17 protein-coding genes are annotated in these 16,988 nt (G+C 46.7%); 11 read left to right on the forward strand and 6 right to left on the reverse strand.

Translation table 11 applies throughout. The features are described 5' to 3' along the window. Positions 1-93 precede the first annotated feature (93 nt). Together atpD and D2V93_RS03915 are read left to right on the forward strand one after the other, a co-directional pair. Positions 94-1,602, forward strand: coding sequence for a F0F1 ATP synthase subunit beta (gene atpD / locus D2V93_RS03910; RefSeq protein WP_119618473.1), 1,509 nt, complete (start codon positions 94-96; stop codon positions 1,600-1,602). A 76-nt stretch (positions 1,603-1,678) separates the two neighbouring features. Beyond that, positions 1,679-1,957, forward strand: coding sequence for a F0F1 ATP synthase subunit delta/epsilon (locus tag D2V93_RS03915; protein WP_072876069.1), 279 nt, complete (start codon positions 1,679-1,681; stop codon positions 1,955-1,957). A 50-nt stretch (positions 1,958-2,007) separates the two neighbouring features. On the opposite strand, the gene D2V93_RS03920 is transcribed toward D2V93_RS03915, so the two are convergent. Continuing rightward, a complete protein-coding gene (locus tag D2V93_RS03920; RefSeq protein WP_245978086.1) occupies positions 2,008-2,556 on the reverse strand; it encodes a GNAT family N-acetyltransferase in 549 nt (182 codons plus the stop codon). Then, complete coding sequence (locus D2V93_RS03925) at positions 2,538-4,334, reverse strand: M61 family metallopeptidase (RefSeq protein WP_119618475.1); 1,797 nt, start codon at positions 4,332-4,334, stop codon at positions 2,538-2,540. Before D2V93_RS03925 ends, D2V93_RS03920 begins: the two co-directional genes overlap by 19 nt. Before the next feature lie 63 nt (positions 4,335-4,397). Between D2V93_RS03925 and D2V93_RS03930 the strand changes: the two genes are divergently transcribed. From D2V93_RS03930 to bioD, 3 genes are read left to right on the forward strand one after another with little or no spacing between them, the layout of a single operon-like run. Continuing rightward, positions 4,398-5,549 carry an aminotransferase class I/II-fold pyridoxal phosphate-dependent enzyme gene (locus D2V93_RS03930; RefSeq protein WP_119618476.1) on the forward strand — a complete coding sequence of 384 codons (1,152 nt, stop codon included), beginning with the start codon at positions 4,398-4,400 and terminating at the stop codon, positions 5,547-5,549. Further along, positions 5,546-5,932 carry a putative signal transducing protein gene (locus tag D2V93_RS03935; protein WP_119618477.1) on the forward strand — a complete coding sequence of 129 codons (387 nt, stop codon included), beginning with the start codon at positions 5,546-5,548 and terminating at the stop codon, positions 5,930-5,932. The genes D2V93_RS03930 and D2V93_RS03935 overlap by 4 nt, the downstream gene beginning before the upstream one ends. Further along, on the forward strand, positions 5,929-6,543 hold the full coding sequence (gene bioD, locus D2V93_RS03940) for a dethiobiotin synthase (RefSeq protein WP_119618478.1): 615 nt from the start codon (positions 5,929-5,931) through the stop codon (positions 6,541-6,543). The genes D2V93_RS03935 and bioD overlap by 4 nt, the downstream gene beginning before the upstream one ends. Here bioD and D2V93_RS03945 read toward each other — a convergent pair. After that, a complete protein-coding gene (locus tag D2V93_RS03945; RefSeq protein WP_245978087.1) occupies positions 6,535-8,010 on the reverse strand; it encodes an ArnT family glycosyltransferase in 1,476 nt (491 codons plus the stop codon). The two genes, bioD and D2V93_RS03945, sit on opposite strands and share 9 nt — an antisense overlap. Positions 8,011-8,072: 62 nt before the next feature. Here D2V93_RS03945 and bioA point away from each other — a divergent pair, with 62 nt between their 5' ends. From bioA to D2V93_RS03965, 4 genes are all read left to right on the forward strand, one after another. Beyond that, positions 8,073-9,359, forward strand: coding sequence for an adenosylmethionine--8-amino-7-oxononanoate transaminase (bioA, locus tag D2V93_RS03950; protein WP_245978088.1), 1,287 nt, complete (start codon positions 8,073-8,075; stop codon positions 9,357-9,359). A 9-nt stretch (positions 9,360-9,368) separates the two neighbouring features. Further along, a complete protein-coding gene (locus D2V93_RS03955; protein ID WP_182849936.1) occupies positions 9,369-10,556 on the forward strand; it encodes a beta-ketoacyl synthase N-terminal-like domain-containing protein in 1,188 nt (395 codons plus the stop codon). Positions 10,557-10,637: 81 nt separating this feature from the next. Continuing rightward, a complete protein-coding gene (bioB, locus tag D2V93_RS03960; protein ID WP_119618480.1) occupies positions 10,638-11,735 on the forward strand; it encodes a biotin synthase BioB in 1,098 nt (365 codons plus the stop codon). A gap of 59 nt (positions 11,736-11,794) precedes the next feature. Continuing rightward, a complete protein-coding gene (locus D2V93_RS03965) occupies positions 11,795-12,670 on the forward strand; it encodes a cupin-like domain-containing protein (protein WP_072876048.1) in 876 nt (291 codons plus the stop codon). On the opposite strand, the gene D2V93_RS03970 is transcribed toward D2V93_RS03965, so the two are convergent. The 3 genes from D2V93_RS03970 to D2V93_RS03980 form a co-directional block, all read right to left on the reverse strand. Next, entirely contained in the window at positions 12,667-13,152 is a 486-nt protein-coding gene (locus D2V93_RS03970) for a regulatory protein RecX (protein WP_119618537.1), read from the reverse strand. The genes D2V93_RS03965 and D2V93_RS03970 overlap by 4 nt on opposite strands. A gap of 55 nt (positions 13,153-13,207) precedes the next feature. Further along, the gene (locus tag D2V93_RS03975) at positions 13,208-14,755 is read right to left on the reverse strand and encodes an Rne/Rng family ribonuclease (protein ID WP_119618481.1); all 1,548 of its coding nucleotides are present in this window, start codon (positions 14,753-14,755) and stop codon (positions 13,208-13,210) included. Between the two features lie 276 nt (positions 14,756-15,031). Next, on the reverse strand, positions 15,032-15,322 hold the full coding sequence (locus D2V93_RS03980; RefSeq protein WP_072876044.1) for an HU family DNA-binding protein: 291 nt from the start codon (positions 15,320-15,322) through the stop codon (positions 15,032-15,034). A gap of 124 nt (positions 15,323-15,446) precedes the next feature. Here D2V93_RS03980 and mutY point away from each other — a divergent pair, with 124 nt between their 5' ends. Further along, positions 15,447-16,487, forward strand: a complete 1,041-nt coding sequence (gene mutY / locus D2V93_RS03985; RefSeq protein ID WP_119618482.1) for an A/G-specific adenine glycosylase — start codon at positions 15,447-15,449, stop codon at positions 16,485-16,487. A 23-nt stretch (positions 16,488-16,510) separates the two neighbouring features. Continuing rightward, positions 16,511-16,966, forward strand: a complete 456-nt coding sequence (locus tag D2V93_RS03990; RefSeq protein WP_119618483.1) for a single-stranded DNA-binding protein — start codon at positions 16,511-16,513, stop codon at positions 16,964-16,966. Positions 16,967-16,988: the final 22 nt, after the last annotated feature.

Below are 16,988 nucleotides of genomic sequence, written 5' to 3' on the forward strand. Positions count from 1 at the left end.
AATCGGTTTCTTAATAAAAAGGGAAAAGCATATCTTTGCAGCCGGAAAAAAAACGGTTTTTTTCCGTGTATTCAATTAAAAATAAACACACTAATGTCTAAAGTTACAGGTAAGGTTGCCCAAATTATAGGCCCGGTCATTGATGTTGAGTTTGAATCGGGGACGGTGATTCCACGAATTTACGACTCCCTTGAGATTACAAAAGCCAATGGCTCCAAATTGGTATTGGAGGTACAATCGCATATTGGCGAAAATACCGTAAGGACCATTTCCATGGACTCAACAGATGGTTTGAGTAGGGGAGTTGAGGTAGTTGCTACCGGGAACCCCATACAGATGCCCATAGGCGAGGCTGTATATGGAAGGCTTTTCAACGTGATCGGTGATGCCATCGATGGTATGGAGAACCTACCGAAGACTGGAGACAATGGACTTCCCATTCACAGGGAGGCCCCAAAATTTGAAGACCTTTCCACTTCAACAGAGGTTCTTTTCACAGGGATCAAGGTAATCGACCTTATCGAACCTTATGCAAAAGGAGGTAAAATCGGTTTGTTCGGTGGTGCCGGGGTAGGTAAGACCGTATTGATCCAGGAGTTGATCAACAACATTGCCAAAGGACACGGAGGTCTATCCGTATTTGCTGGTGTTGGGGAACGTACCCGTGAAGGAAACGATTTGCTTCGTGAGATGTTGGAGTCAGGGATTATAAAATATGGTGATGAATTCTTGCACTCCATGGAAGAAGGAGGATGGGATTTGTCCAAAGTGGACAAAAAAGTGATGAAGGAGTCCAAGGCAACCTTCGTGTTCGGACAGATGAACGAACCTCCAGGTGCCCGTGCCCGTGTGGCATTGTCCGGACTGACCATTGCCGAGTATTTCCGTGATGGAGCAGGTGACGGACAAGGAAAGGACGTACTTTTCTTCGTGGACAACATTTTCCGTTTTACCCAAGCAGGTTCCGAGGTGTCCGCACTATTGGGACGTATGCCTTCCGCAGTGGGTTACCAGCCAACCTTGGCTACTGAAATGGGTGCCATGCAGGAACGGATCACTTCGACCAAAAGAGGATCTATTACCTCTGTACAGGCGGTCTACGTACCTGCGGATGACTTGACGGATCCAGCGCCAGCAACCACATTTGCCCACTTGGATGCCACCACCGTACTTTCCCGTAAAATTGCCGAGTTGGGTATCTACCCTGCTGTGGATCCATTGGATTCCACTTCAAGGATCTTGACCCCGGACATTTTGGGCAAAGAGCACTACGGTTGCGCACAACGTGTAAAAGAGTTGTTACAGCGATATAAAGAGCTACAGGACATTATTGCCATCTTGGGTATGGAAGAACTTTCCGAAGAAGATAAGTTGGCCGTAGGTAGGGCAAGACGAGTACAGCGTTTCTTGTCACAACCATTCCACGTAGCGGAGCAGTTTACAGGTATCCCAGGGGTTTTGGTGGATATCAAGGACACCATCAAAGGATTCAACATGATCATGAATGGTGAATTGGACCACTTGCCAGAATCCGCATTCAACCTTAAAGGCACCATCGAGGAAGCCATTGAGGCCGGGGAGAAAATGTTGGCAGAAGCGTAGAACAGAATTGAGACACCAGTATTAAGAAGTTAGAATAATCTAAATACTTAAATCTCATATCTCAATACTAGAAAATATGTATTTAGAAATCGTATCACCTGAAGCCACATTGTTCGCTGGAGAAGTGACCTCGGTCACCGTTCCAGGAGTAAATGGTGAGTTCCAGATGTTGGAAAACCATGCACCCATTGTCTCCCTATTGCAGGAAGGCAAGGTGAAGGTGAAGGGCAACATTGTCATTGACGAAGCCTTTCAGGGCAAATTTTCCAAAGGAAGCAACGGAGAAACTGTCTTGGCCATAACCAGCGGTACCGTTGAAATGAAGGACAACAAAGTGATTGTACTTGCTGATTAACGAGTGCAACCATGTACATAAAAAAGGCCGCCCTATTTGGGCGGCCTTTTTTATTCCAATCCAATCAAGTGCCATTCCCTTCCGCCTGACCAATACACTTTTAAGGTCTCAAAACCAATGGCCGCGTGGGCAGCCAATGATCTTTTGTTCTGTCCGTCCACCTCGGTGATGATGGTGTCAAAACCTGTCGGCAGTTTTTCTTTCATCGTCAGGTACAGGTTTCGGAATATTCCTTTTCCACGATGGCTTTTGGCCACACAGATCTGTCCCATGGCCATGTAATCCATCCGGTTTCCCCGGATTTCATCAATTTCGGCGAACATGGGTCTTAACACCTCGACAGTATCGCCAAATTTGGGGTGCATGCACAGTGCGTAACCCACAACGGCATCATTGTCCACGGCAATGATATGGCCACATTCATCGTTCATAGCCTTTAGCTGTTCCAAGGTATGTTCCACAGTGACAAAGCCCTCCTTTGCGCTTTCCTCCACGGAAATGTTTTTGGGCAGATTTTCTTGCTGGAGGGCCAGGATCTGTTCCAACTCCTCCAAGGACGAGGCCTGTTTATAGGAAACCATCACTCCACCTTGAGCCAATCTTTTCGTTGTTTCAGCATTTTGGGAGCTGGGGTTTGCCCTTTGTCCTCCATCAAGCTGAACGAATAATCTGGACTGGGGGCCAATGTCATGGTCGTGGTCCTGCGTTCCCCGAACCTGGTATAGTTCACTTGGAGCGGTGTCCCCATTTGGAATTGCTTCAGGTAGTCCTCGAATTTTTGTCCCTCGGAAAAAGGAACGTCATTGATGTTCAGGATAATGTCACCATTGTCCAGGCCCGCTTTGTAGGTAGGACTTCCTATTTGGGTGTTCCTCAACAGGCTTGCTCCCAGACCATCGGCATTCATGGACACATAGGTGCCCAAATAAGGGACGTCCTTGGGCTGCTCCAACAGTACGCCAACAGATGTCAACAAAGAAGCATAATCGGGCATTTCACTTTGGTAGATATACTGATCAAAAAAGGAATCTCCAAAATCCTTTCCTGCATAGTTGTTCAAGGCATTATGGAGATTTTCAATGGTGTAGGGTACTTCGGGCTTTCCATAGGTTTTCCAGACCGATTTCATAAAATCATCCAGATTCAACCCTTTTCCCCTTAGGGAAAGGTCCAATGCCAGACCTAGGACACTGCCGTAGGAATAATAGGAAATAAAGGTGTTTTCCCGGTTCACGGGCTCCACGGAGGTAGCAGCGTCGACAAACGGGGCCTGATGGCTCATTTCAATCGGGTTGAAAAATTGCAGCGCAGGGGAGTTCCAAACATAATTGAAGGTGCCCGCCAAGCCCTCCACATACTCCTTCGGGGACATCAATCCTGCACGGCAGAGGATGAGATTGGTATAATAGCTGGTGAATCCTTCGGCGAACCAAAGCTCCCCACTCATGTCCGCGGCCTCAAAATCGAAAGGTTCCAAGGATTTAGGGCGGATGCGTTCCACGTTCCAAGCGTGGAAAAACTCATGGGAAACGGTTCCGATGTTTCGCTCCATGCCCCCATTGCCCAAACTGCGGGTACTGGTCACAATGGTCGAATTTCTGTGCTCCATTCCGTCCCCGGATGCATTTGGGATGTAACACGCCAGAAAAGTATAGGAACCATGATCAAAATCGGGGAGTTCCCCATAGACGTCCTTTTCGGCGAGGACCACCTTTTTGACCTTTTCAAAATAAGTGTCCGCTTCGGCTTCCGTGCCGTTATGGTGCAGGGCAAGGTTGATGGTCTTTCCATCCACTTCAAAAGAGCGCAGCATAAAATCACTGATCTCTGTGGGACTGTCCATAAAATAATACAGGTTGGGTGCGGAATAGGTAGTGCCGGAGACCAAGGGCAATTGGGTGGCCACCTTCCAATTGAGGTCTTCCCTCACATCAAAGGTCACCTCGATCTTGCGCTCGCTCAGTTCCGAAGAAAAGAGGAAGGTTGCGGGAATGTTCAGGTGGGCATGGGTCTCATCGACTTGGGAATAGGTCCCATCTCCCCTATTGGCAAACAGCGTATATTCGATTTTTATGGTGCCATCGTGCCCGGACACTTCCCACTCATAAGGATTGGGGCGATGCACCTTCAAGGGTATTCCCTTACTATCCGTGGCCTTAAGTCCGTACACGTTCTTGGCAAACTCGTGCAGGGCATATCTCCCCGGCGAGGTCCTGCTCATCCGAAAAGAAACCTTGTCCGTCTTCAGTTCGGGGAAAGTGGCCTGTACCACAGCTTCGTGGTGTGCTGCATTCTCAAAGGAAATGGTGTACGAATTGGTCTGTGCCATCCCTAAAAAGCAGGAAAACAACACCAAAAAAGAAAAGGAAATCTTCATTCTCAATACGGTTTATGAAGGACTAAGATACTGTTTAAAAACAGGAAGTACTACATTTGCCCTATGGAGAAATTGCCCAAAAAATTGCAGTCCAAACTTTCGGCACGTAAGGAAAATGGTTCCTTACGCCATTTGCCATTGCAGGGCAACTCCATTGATTTTTCCTCCAACGATTATCTAGGCCTTGCCAAGAGTGAAAAAATTGCCCAAATGGCACTTGATTTATTGAAAGAGGCTCCCCAAATGAATGGTTCCTCTGGGTCCCGATTGCTCTCGGGCAACCATCAGCTTTATGCAAGATTGGAAGATTTTTTGGCCAGCCATCACAACTCTGGGTCCGCTTTGGTGTTCAACTCGGGCTATGATGCCAATATTGGCTTTTTTTCATCCGTTCCGCAACGGGGCGATATGGTTTTGTATGATGAATTGGTTCATGCCAGCATCCGGGACGGAATCCAGATGGGGAATGCCAAAAGCTACAAATTTGCCCATAATGATATTGATGATTTGGCCCGTCATGTTGAGCGCAGTCGAAACATGGACGGCTTGACGGAAATCTATGTCGTCACCGAATCCATTTTTTCCATGGACGGGGATTCCCCAGATCTAAAGCGTCTGGCAAATTTTTGTGGTCATAACGGCTGTTTTTTAGTGGTGGATGAGGCCCATGCCACCGGAATTTATGGAAATGGCCGAGATTTGGTTGCGGAAGAGGGACTGGAACAGGAAGTGTTTGCCCGCATCATCACTTTTGGTAAGGCGATGGGCTGCCATGGCGCGGCCATTCTTGGAAGCCAACCATTGAAGGAATATCTGGTGAATTTTTCGAGGAGTTTTATCTACACCACGGCACTTCCACCACACACCGTGGCCACCATTTTGGCGGCGTATCAATATCTTGGCAACGAAGGCGCAGCTATTTCCAAGCAACTACGGGCCAACATTGGGCATTTCAAGCAGGAAATGGAACGTTTGCAAATGACTGACAGGTTCATCAAAAGCGATTCGGCCATACAATGTGCCCTGGTCCCTGGAAATGGCAAGGTAAAGGCCATTGCCAAACAATTGCAGACAGCAGGATTTGATGTAAAACCCATTCTTTCCCCAACGGTGAAGGAAGGGGAGGAACGCTTGCGTTTCTGTCTGCACGCATTCAATACAAAAGAGGAAATAACAAAAGTTTTGGTATTGTTGAACAATCTCATCAACCCATGAAAGCAGAATTTTACACCTTGGGGACCTTTGAGTTCCCTGCCGATGCGGTCATCATCAAAGGAAAGCTGGAAGCAGAGGGCATTGCCGTATTCCTTAGGGACGAAGCGACCATCAATTCCGACCCCCTGATCAGTGCCGCCATAGGCGGGGTAAAGCTCCAGGTGTATTCGAGCGATAAGGAACTGGCCAAGCATATCTTCGACGAGATCAGGAACTATGCCACTGATGATGAGGGAAATCCTATTGTCTGCCCCAATTGCAAGGCCGCCAAATCTGAAATTTATTATTCCAGAAAGAATGTTTTTTATAAGCTCTTTCCTTTCTTTGAACCCAGAAAATATCAGTGCATGCAGTGCAATTTTGTTACAAGACCCGCCAAATGAAGCTATTTATAACCGGAATTTCAACCGAAGTGGGAAAAACTGTTGCATCTGCCATTGTGGTGGAGGCTCTTCAGGCCGATTACTGGAAACCCATTCAGGCCGGAGACTTGGACAACTCGGACAGCCATAAGGTGGAATCGCTCATTTCCAATGAAAAGACCGTTATCCATCCCAATAACTATGCCCTCAATACCCCAATGAGCCCGCATGCCGCTGCAGAAATAGATGGTGTCACTATAGATTTGGATACCATCATACCGCCTATCACCGGGAATCATTTGGTGATCGAGGGGGCGGGTGGTTTGTTGGTGCCCTTGAACGATACGGATACCATTTTTGACCTGATCCAGCCCGACCATAAAGTGATCGTGGTTTCCAGGCATTACCTCGGCAGCATCAATCATACCCTACTGACCATCGAAAAATTACAGCAAAAAGAAGTTCAGGTCGGGATTATTTTCAGTGGGGACGAGCATCCCACTACCGAAGCAATCATCTTGAAAAAAACAGGGGCCGTTTTTTTGGGGCGGATCCATGAGGAGCCAAAATTCGATAAAAGGAAAGTGAGGGAATATGCGGATAAGTTCCGGACAGCCCTTCTATCATTCTAGCCGTTGGTAAATGAGCCCTCGCCCAACGGTCGCCGTGAGTTGGTAATGTTCCTCAAGGTAGGCATCGATATAGGTGTTGTAGCTCACCAGTTTTTTGTCAAAAATTTCTTTTCCTTTTCGGGCCACCACGATGTTGGGCCGAATCGTTTCCATGATATACCGGAGTTCTTCCATGCCACTGTTCCTCGGATTGTCCAGATCGGAGAAAAGCTCGTCCCGGGTAATGTTGCTCGGATGGATGGACACCTTTGTTGGGGGTGTTTCTCCCAGCACCCAATAGCCGATATGGTACTCGGTGAAAAAGATGTTCTTGGTGTCCAATTGGTGCTTTAAAATATAGTTGGGGACATCAATGCCCTCACCGTTATAAAAGGATCCTTTCTTTATTTTGTTGGAAACGATGTTCACATACTCCAGATACGATTCCATTGGGATCAAGAAGAGCAGTGCAATGATCAAGGGGCGGTACGATTTTTTCAATTTAGGAAGTTTGCCAAAGGCCACGCCCAAAGGAATAAGGATAAACGGATAGAGCTGGATGAGGTAATGGCCGTTTACCTTCCCAGTTTGCATGAAGGAAAGCAGGATTCCGATGATCACAACAGTCAGCAATTGGGATTCCCGGGTCTTAAAATCAATGACCTTGTATGCAAAGCCGGTAATTAAAAGTCCAAGCACAATGAACACGAACGGCAGCGTTTTCACGGGAGAATGGTATTTTCCGCCCGAATAGGCCAAAGGTGCCTCAAAAATGGACTCCCACCAAACGTACAAGTTATCCTGTAGGTAGTAGGGCAGTGCAGTGACAAGTACCGTGAGGCCAATCCCGATTCCCATAAAAAATAAGTTTCGGATGCTTCGGGACAAAGTGTTCTTGGCAAACCCCTCCGACAAGAAATAGATGCCCAAGGTGAGTACGGGATAGGCCATGTTCAATTTGGACATGATGGCGCACCCAAAAAGAAGCCCGGCCAACAAATACCAACCCCATTGCTTCTTGTGGACAACCAGGTATATACCGATCACAAAGAAAAAGGTGCAGATATGTTCCGACATTACGCCTTGTAGGCTCCCGAACAGACTTTGAAAGAACACACAGAAAACCGCTACCCAAAAAGCAATTTTTTTGGAGGTGATCTTTCGGGTGATGCCATAGGTGAACAAGGCGGTCACGGCAACCATGATGGCCCCAAAAAACCGGATGGCGAAAAAACTCTTCCCAAAAAGCTTGATGATGATGGCAAAATACAGAAAAGTGATCGGGGGTTTTAGGTCCCAAAGCTGGGTGTAGGGCAGGTGCCCATCCGCCCAAGATTGCCCCATAAGGATGAACGTGCTCTCGTCCCGATCCACATAGTCCCTAAAAAAAAATGGGAAACGAATAAAAAGGGCCACTATGATCAATAGGGTCAGGACCTTCTTCCAATCGAGGTCGTTGTAGTCACGAATTCGGAATGTATTAAGCACGGTCGGCGTCGGGTTTATTGGCTATTAATTATCATCTTTGCAATATAGATAAATTGAATGTTTTGAGAGATTCTGTAGCACTGGAAAAATTATCGGACAGGGACAAAAAACACCTGTGGCACCCCCTCACCCAGCACAAGGTAAGCCCGGACATGTTGGCCATATCCAGGGCGAGCGGTGCGCTGCTCTATGATGAGGACGGTAAGCAGTACGTGGACGGCATCGCATCGTGGTACACTTGTATGTACGGGCATTGCAACCCCTTTATTTTGGACAAGGTGATGGATCAGATGCAGCGTCTGGACCAAGTGGTCTTTAGCGGATTCACCCACGAACCTGCCGTACGCTTGTCCGAAGAACTCGTCAAGATATTGCCACAAGGTCAACAAAAATTGTTTTTTTCGGACAATGGCTCCACGGCGACGGAGATTGGGATCAAAATGGCGTTGCAGTACCATTTTAACCAAGGGCAAAAACGCAATGTGCTTTTGGCTTTTGAAGAGGGCTTTCACGGTGACACCTTCGGGGCCATGTCGGTTTCCGGACTTTCGGTTTACAACGGACCCTTTGAGGATTTCTTCATTGAGGTGGAACGAATCCCTGTGCCCACCAAAGAAAATATCGGTTCCATTTTGGTACAATTGGAGCAGCGGTTGAAAAACAACAATCTTGCAGGGTTTATCTACGAACCTTTGGTTCAAGGGGCGGCGGCCATGAAGATGCATGACGCTGAAGGTCTGGACAGGATCCTTGCCCTTTTGAAAGAACATGGGGTGCTGCTCGTAGCGGATGAGGTGATGACGGGCTTTGGAAAAACGGGACGACCTTTTGCTTCGGATTATCTGGAGACCAAGCCTGATATTGTTTGCCTGTCCAAGGCCTTGACGGCCGGACTGCTCCCAATGGGGCTGACCACTTGTACCGAAGAGGTGTATATGGCCTTTTATAGCGATGATATTGCCAAGGGTCTCTTCCATGGGCACACCTATTCGGCAAATCCCCTGGCCTGCACAACGGCACTGGCCGCTTTGGAACTTCTCCAGAGTGAGGAAATCCAGCAATCCATCAAGGCCATTTCGCAGTGGCACCAGCAGTTTGGCGAAGAGATCAAGGACCATCCCAAAGTGGGGAACATTCGTCAGCTTGGGGTCATTTTTGCCCTCGACCTGAACGTGAAAATGGAGCGTTATGGTAATTTGCGCAACAAGCTGTTTGCCCATTTTATGGAACAAGGGGTGTTTTTGAGGCCTTTGGGCAGCACCATCTATATCTTGGCCCCCTATGTGACCACAAAAGAGCAGATGGAAAGAATCTATGATGCCATCCGGTCGGCTCTTGAATTGGTATAAGCTATTGTTATGTTGAAGGAACCCATTTCCATAACGGCCCTATCCTCCATTTCTGCTTTGGGAGAATCCCTTGAAGAGGTTTGGCAATCCTATAACCGGAACGAACATTTTCTCTCTGAGGCGCTTATTGGAGAGCAAAAGGTGTGGGTGTCGCAATTGCCAGAAACCATCAAACTAAAAATTGAAGATCTACGCCATTCTGATGCCAAGTACAAGCATTTGGACGATTCTGTACTGTTTGCCATCCTTTCTGCCCGAAAGGCCATAGAAAGTGCCGGATGGGAGAAAGGATCCAATTTTGGGATCAACATAGGGTCTTCACGAGGGGCCACTTCCCTTTTTGAAAAATACCACGAAGAATTTCTGCGGGATGGCAAATCTGCGACCCTATCTTCCCCAACGACCACTTTGGGGAACATTTCCTCATGGGTGGCCCATGATCTTAAAAGCAAGGGTCCGGAAATTTCACATTCCATCACCTGTTCCACTGCCTTGCATGCGGTGTTGAATGCCGTAGCTTGGATCCAGAGCGGAATGACGGACCAATTTTTGGTGGGTGGAAGCGAAGCACCATTGACCCCTTTTACCATTGCACAAATGCAGGCCTTGAAAGTCTATTCAAAGATGTCATCTCGAGCGCAGTCGAGAGATGAGTACCCTTGCAAAGCCATGAATTTGGACAAAAACCAGAACACCATGGTGTTGGGTGAAGCCGCGGGACTTGCCTGTTTGGAAAAAGGGACCAAGAAACATGCCCTAGCGTTGATTGAAGGGATAGGATACGCCACGGAACCCTTGGAGCATAGCGTTTCCATCAGTACCGATGCCCAATGTTTCCAGGACTCCATGAAAATGGCCTTGGGCAATCTGGACCCTTCCCAAGTGGATGCCGTGGTGATGCACGCTCCCGGGACCATAAAGGGGGACCAGACCGAGTTCAACGCCATCCAAAAAGTATTCGGACATACAGTACCTTTTTTGACCACCAACAAATGGAAACTGGGGCACACCTTTGGTGCTTCAGGATTGTTGAGTTTGGAAATGGCAGTACTCATGATGAAATACCAGGAATACATCGGCAGTCCATTTTTCAGCAATGAAAAGCAATCAAAACCAATAGGGAAGGTATTGGTGAATGCCGTTGGTTTTGGGGGAAATGCGGTCAGTATTTTATTGAAACGGCCCGATGCGCTATGAACAGGCTTGTCCTAAAAACACAGACTTTGGCAGTTCTTTTTGGAAGAATGCCTTACTTTTGAACTAGACATACTAAGAAATATGACTACAAGACACAACTGGACCAAGGAAGAAATCCTCGAAATATATAACAGGCCTTTTATGGAGCTGCTGTATGAGGCGGCCACCATCCATAGGCAATACCACGATCCTAATACCGTACAGGTTTCCACCCTGCTTTCCATCAAAACAGGCGGATGCCCGGAGGACTGTGGGTACTGCCCTCAAGCGGCCCGTTACCATACCAATGTGGAAGGGAATGACCTGATGACCGTACATCAAGTAAAGGCACAGGCATTGCGTGCGAAGGCTTCAGGTAGTTCCCGTGTCTGTATGGGTGCCGCATGGCGAAACGTAAAGGACGGACCAGAGTTTGACCAAGTGTTGGAGATGGTCAGGACCATCAACAAGCTGGACATGGAAGTCTGCTGTACCTTGGGCATGGTCACCGAAAATCAGGCCAAGCGTTTGGCAGAGGCAGGTCTGTATGCCTACAACCACAACCTCGATACTTCGGAAGAATATTATAAGGAAGTCATTTCCACACGTGGGTATGAAGATCGTTTGCAGACCATAGAAAATGTACGCAAGACGAACGTTACGGTCTGTAGCGGTGGAATCATAGGCATGGGAGAATCCATTGAGGACAGGGCCGGGATGTTGGTGGCCCTAGCCACCTTGAACCCACAGCCCGAATCGGTTCCCATCAACGCCTTGGTAGCGGTGGATGGCACCCCGATGGAAGACCAAAAACCTGTGGAGATATGGGAAATGGTCCGTATGGTGGCCACTACCCGTATCGTGATGCCTCAGACGCAGGTCAGGTTGTCCGCAGGGAGAACAGGAATGAGTCGGGAAGGACAGGCCATGTGCTTTTTTGCCGGTGCCAATTCCATTTTCGCGGGGGACAAATTGCTCACCACGCCCAACCCCGATGTGAACGAGGATATGGAAATGTTCCGGCAATTGGGACTGAATCCCCAAAAGGCCTTTGTGAAAGCGCCCCAACCACAGACCGTGGAAGCCATCGATTCTGAATATGCGGCAAAGGGAGAGAAGCCAAAATGGTCCAGACCGGGGCATACGATCGAACGGAACGAAGCTGCCAAACACAAAGGAAGTTTGGTTTCCGAAGATTAAGGTTTGGTAACTATTTAAAAACGTTTTAGTAATTTAGTGGTTTCAAACTCCTTGAAATCTTGAAGCTGAACCTTGAACAAATTCCTAGGGAAACAACTCTTTCCAAGAAGGAGTTTATCCAAAACTATTTCAAGCCCCAAAAGCCAGTAGTGATCGAACGCTTTATTGAGGATTGGCCCGCGCATTCCAAGTGGAGCTTGGACTATATGAAACAAGTGGCTGGGGAAAAGGAAGTGCCCCTGTATGATGATCGACCTGTAAAACATGATGAAGGTTTCAACCAACCCCATGCCAAAATGAAGATGTCGGACTATGTGGATTTGTTGAAGAGTGGCCCTACCAAATACCGTATCTTCCTTTGGAACATCCTCAAAGAGGTGCCTGAACTGCAAAAGGATTTTACCTATCCCGATTTTGGACTGAAACTGATGAAAGGCCTGCCCATGTTGTTCTTCGGAGGTGAGGATTCGTATACGTTTATGCACTACGACATCGATCTCGCCAATATTTTCCATTTTCATTTTGAAGGGAAAAAGCAGTGTATCCTTTATTCGCAATCGGAGACCAAGTTCCTGTACAAGATTCCACATTCCTTGATCACCAGGGAGGATATCGACTTTGATGCTCCCGATTTTGAGCAATGGCCGGCACTTGAACACGCCAAGGGGCATATCGCTGACCTGGAGCATGGCAATGTGCTATACATCCCAGAGGGATATTGGCACTATATGAAGTATGTGACCCCGGGTTTTTCCATGAGTTTGCGGTCTATTGCCAAAAAACCCAAAAATTTGAGCAGGGCCGTATACAACATTTTCGTGATGCGCCATTTTGATAATTTGATGCGCAAGTGGAAAGGACAGCAGTGGATTGATTGGAAAAATGAGCAGGCGGTGGTGCGTACCCAAAGGCTGATCGCCCAAAAGTGGACCTAAACCGTTTTGTCCCCGATCAGTTCGGTAAGTTTTTCATAGACCAAGTGGCTTTCCCAACCACGATAGAGCAGGTAATCTGCTAGTTTTCGCTTTTTTTTGTGGATGTTGGTTTCTCTGATCTGTTCCAGTTTTTTTTTGGCAAGTTCGTCCAAAGTGTTCAAATAATCGCTTTCATCAATTTCGGTAAGGGCACTCTTGATGTTGAACACCGATATTTGGCGTAGCTTCAATTCCCGGACAATGCGTTCCTTGCCCCATTTTTTGATGTTGAACTTGCCCCTGGCATAGCTTTTCGCAAAACGTTCCTCGTTCAGATAATTTTCCTGGATCAGGTGGGCCACAATCTCATCGATGGCCTGGGGAATCATGCGCATCTGCCTTAATTTTTGCACCACTTCATAATGGCAACGCTCTTGGTAAGCGCAATAGTTCTCCAATGTTTTTGTGGCTTCGGATAGGGTATGGCTCTTGTTGTGCTGCATGTCCCAAAAGTACATAAAACAAAAAAGCGACCCCATTTCTGGAGTCGCTCTTTGATTATTGTAATGTTTTACCGTCTTTATCCTTGAAATCATATTCAAGATAGGTATAGGCATCCCTAGGCTGGACCTTTATCCATTTTTTATAGGTTTTGAACCATTTGGAACGGATGGAAGGGAATCCTTTGGTAAGGTAGGCCGCAATGAACGGGTGTATGTTGAGTACAATCCCATTGTTCTTTTGGTCGCTTTTCAGGATTCGCTCCAGATCTGATTGGATCTTATCGATCAACACAATGGGGGCCTCCACTTCGGCACCTGTGCCGTTGGGGTTTTCCTCACTGGTCTTGATGTTCATTTCGGGACGCACCCTTTGCCTTGTGATCTGTACAAGGCCAAATTTACTGGGGGGCAAAATCTTGTGTTTTGCACGGTCGTCCTTCATTTCGTTCCTAAGGTGATCGAACAGTTTTCTCCTGTGATCGCCCCGGGTCATATCTATAAAATCCACCACGATAATGCCACCCATATCACGCAAACGTAATTGTCTTGCAATTTCGGATGCAGCCAATAGGTTGACTTCAAAAGCGGTGTCTTCTTGGTTTTTGGCCTTGTTGGAGCGGTTGCCACTGTTCACGTCGATAACATGCAGTGCTTCGGTATGCTCAATAACAAGGTATGCGCCCTTGCTCATGGAGGCAGTCTTGCCAAAAGAGGTCTTGATCTGCCGCTCTATCCCAAATTTCTCAAAAATGGGGACTGGGCCTGAATATGACTTTACAATGGATTCTTTTTCGGGTGCAATTTCATGCACGTAGTCCTTGATCTGGTTGTAAAGCGTTTCATCATCAACATGGATTCCCGAAAAGGAATCGTTGAAAACATCCCTTAGGATGGACGAGGCCCTGTTGAGTTCCACCAATACTTTGGATGGATGTGAGGCTCTCTGCAATTTCTTGCACATGGCTATCCATTTGGATAGCAGGTTCTGAAGATCTTTGTCAAGTTCTGCAACTTTTTTGCCTTCTGCAACGGTACGGATAATGACTCCAAATCCTTTGGGCTTGATGCTCTTCACGAGTCTGATGAGCCTGTCCTTTTCCTCTTTGCTCGCTATCTTTTGCGATACCGAGACCCGATCGGAAAAAGGGACCATGACCAAGTAGCGTCCGGCTATGGAAAGCTCGGAACTGATTCTTGGGCCCTTGGTGGAGATGGGTTCTTTTACAATTTGTACCAATAATGACTGATTGGCCTTGATCACATCAGTGATGCTGCCATTCTTGTCAATGTCTTTTTCAAATGGAAAATCTTTTAAGGTATAGTCTTTTAACTTCCCTGTTCTAGCTTTTTTGATGAATTTAAGCATGGAGGACAATTGCGGACCAAGGTCATGATAGTGCAGGAACGCATCTTTTTCATAACCTACATTGACAAATGCCGCATTTAGGCCTGTAACGGGTTTTCTGATCTTGGCCAAGAAGATATCTCCTACGGAAAAGTTGTTGTTGTCCTCCTCTTTGTGTAATTCGATGAGTTTTCCATCCTTTAACAAGGCAAAATCGACTGCTTCGGGACTAGATCTAACGATTAATTCTCTATTCACCTGAATCGATTTATATTCATCCCAAAGAATAGGTTTTGGGACAAATGATTAAACAATATATGGGATCGGTTATTTTTCGAACCGATTGAAATTCGTTTCTTGAATCTCTATGTCAAAGAACGTATGGATGTAAAATGAAAAAGTAGTCTCTACAACTACTTCTTCTTGTGTCGGTTAGCTCTTCTGCGTTTTTTACGCTTATGGGTAGCTACCTTATGTCTTTTTCTTTTCTTTCCACTCGGCATATGGCTCTTCCTTTAAGTGTTGTTAATTATATTATTTTACTTGTACGTTGCTCTTTACACCTTCCACGAAAACTTTGGCGGGCTTGAAGGCAGGAATATTGTGTGCGGGGATTTTGATGGTAGTGTTCTTTGAAATGTTCCTACCTGTCTTTTCGGCGCGGGTCTTTATGATAAAGCTCCCAAAACCTCTTAAATAAACATTATCTCCATTTTCCAAGGAAGATTTCACCTCTTCCATAAAAGATTCTACTGTTGCTTGTACGTCACCTTTCTCAATTCCTAGCTTTTCTGAGATTTTAGTTACAATATCTGCTTTCGTCATTTCTCTTGATTATTTTTCTTATTTTTTTAGGCTTGCAAATATAAACATTAAAATTAATCTTTCATTTAAAGCCTTTAATTTTAAGTATATAAACTGATACATTTGGACGATAGTATTTTTACGCATGTCTTTTTCCCATAAAATTCTGGCCTGGTATGGCGAGCACCAACGTGACCTTCCTTGGAGGAAAACACGTGATCCCTATAAGATTTGGCTGTCCGAGATTATGCTCCAACAGACACGTGTGGCGCAGGGAATGCCTTATTATCACAGGTTTTTGGAAGCCTTCCCCACAGTTCGGGACCTCGCAGGGGCCTCCGAGGAAAAAGTGCTTAAACTCTGGCAGGGCCTGGGGTATTATTCCCGGGCGCGCAACCTTCATGCGACGGCAAAAATGGTGGTTGGCGAGCATGGGGGTGAATTTCCCCGGAACTACGAGGGACTGAAATCGTTGAAAGGAGTGGGCGACTATACTGCCAGTGCCATAGCCTCTTTCTGTTTTGATGTCCCCGAACCTGTGGTTGACGGCAATGTGTATCGGGTGCTGGCCAGATACTTTGGAGTGGACCTACCTATAAACAGTACGGAGGGCATCAAATATTTCAAGGAACTGGCACGGGAGGTCATGGATGCCCAAAACATCAGGGATTACAATCAGGGAATTATGGAATTCGGGGCCATACAATGTGCGCCAAAGAAACCCTATTGCCTGTTGTGTCCGCTAAATGAAAGCTGTGTTGCCCTGAAAGAGGACAAAGTAGCCCACTTGCCCGTCAAATTGAACAAGACCAAGATCAAGGAGCGCCATTTCAACTACGTGGTGTTTCTGGATGATAACGGCCATACATTGATGGAACAACGGCGTGGGAAGGGAATCTGGCAGAACCTATATCAATTTCCCTTGGTGGAATCTGAACAAGAATTGGATGAAGCTTCCCTTCAACAGGAGATAAAGGACAAAAACGGAATTCCTGAGTTGGGGTCCCTTACCTTATATAATACAGATGGCCCTATAGTGCACAAACTGTCCCATCAACATCTGCACACCAAATTTTGGATGGCAAAAACTCCCGGTATCTTGGAGGAGGGGGTCCATTGGAACAAAATAGCGGCTTTTCCTGTCCCTGTTTTGATTGCAGATTTCATCAAGACATTTAAAATTTAGTACTTTTGATTAATTAAAGAGTTATGAGCGGAACATTGAACAAAGTAATGCTGATCGGGCATTTGGGAGACGAAGTGAAAATCCACTATTTTGAAGGTGGAAATTGTGTTGCCCGATTCCCCTTGGCCACCAATGAAACCTATACGAACAGGCAAACAGGAGAGAAGGTGACCAATACGGATTGGCACAACATCGTGGTGAGGAACAAGGCCGCAGAAGTCTGTGAAAAATACCTGAGCAAGGGTGATAAGGTGTATGTGGAAGGCAGGTTGAAGAACAGGCAGTGGCAAGGAGAGGACGGCAACATGAGATACACCACTGAGGTGCATGTTCAGGATTTCACCTTTTTGACCACCAAAAAGGAAAGTATGGCCAATACGCAGACGACATCGGCCCCAGTACAACAGGAACCTATAAGGAACCAAGGGCCGGCCGCGCCGATGGACGATACCGAAGAAGATGACGACCTGCCATTTTAAAACCAAAGTCTAAAGCAATACC

Source organism: Flagellimonas taeanensis (assembly GCF_003584105.1).
Lineage (GTDB): Bacteria > Bacteroidota > Bacteroidia > Flavobacteriales > Flavobacteriaceae > Flagellimonas > Flagellimonas taeanensis.

Coding starts and splice junctions, on each gene's coding strand:
- D2V93_RS03915 (WP_072876069.1), top strand. CDS start 1,679: ATGTATTTAGAAATCGTATCACCTGAAGCCACATTGTTCGCTGGAGAA.
- D2V93_RS03925 (WP_119618475.1), bottom strand. CDS start 4,334: ATGAAGATTTCCTTTTCTTTTTTGGTGTTGTTTTCCTGCTTTTTAGGG.
- bioB (WP_119618480.1), top strand. CDS start 10,638: ATGACTACAAGACACAACTGGACCAAGGAAGAAATCCTCGAAATATAT.
- D2V93_RS03930 (WP_119618476.1), top strand. CDS start 4,398: ATGGAGAAATTGCCCAAAAAATTGCAGTCCAAACTTTCGGCACGTAAG.
- D2V93_RS03955 (WP_182849936.1), top strand. CDS start 9,369: ATGTTGAAGGAACCCATTTCCATAACGGCCCTATCCTCCATTTCTGCT.
- bioD (WP_119618478.1), top strand. CDS start 5,929: ATGAAGCTATTTATAACCGGAATTTCAACCGAAGTGGGAAAAACTGTT.
- D2V93_RS03980 (WP_072876044.1), bottom strand. CDS start 15,322: ATGACGAAAGCAGATATTGTAACTAAAATCTCAGAAAAGCTAGGAATT.
- atpD (WP_119618473.1), top strand. CDS start 94: ATGTCTAAAGTTACAGGTAAGGTTGCCCAAATTATAGGCCCGGTCATT.
- D2V93_RS03935 (WP_119618477.1), top strand. CDS start 5,546: ATGAAAGCAGAATTTTACACCTTGGGGACCTTTGAGTTCCCTGCCGAT.
- D2V93_RS03970 (WP_119618537.1), bottom strand. CDS start 13,152: ATGCAGCACAACAAGAGCCATACCCTATCCGAAGCCACAAAAACATTG.
- D2V93_RS03990 (WP_119618483.1), top strand. CDS start 16,511: ATGAGCGGAACATTGAACAAAGTAATGCTGATCGGGCATTTGGGAGAC.
- mutY (WP_119618482.1), top strand. CDS start 15,447: ATGTCTTTTTCCCATAAAATTCTGGCCTGGTATGGCGAGCACCAACGT.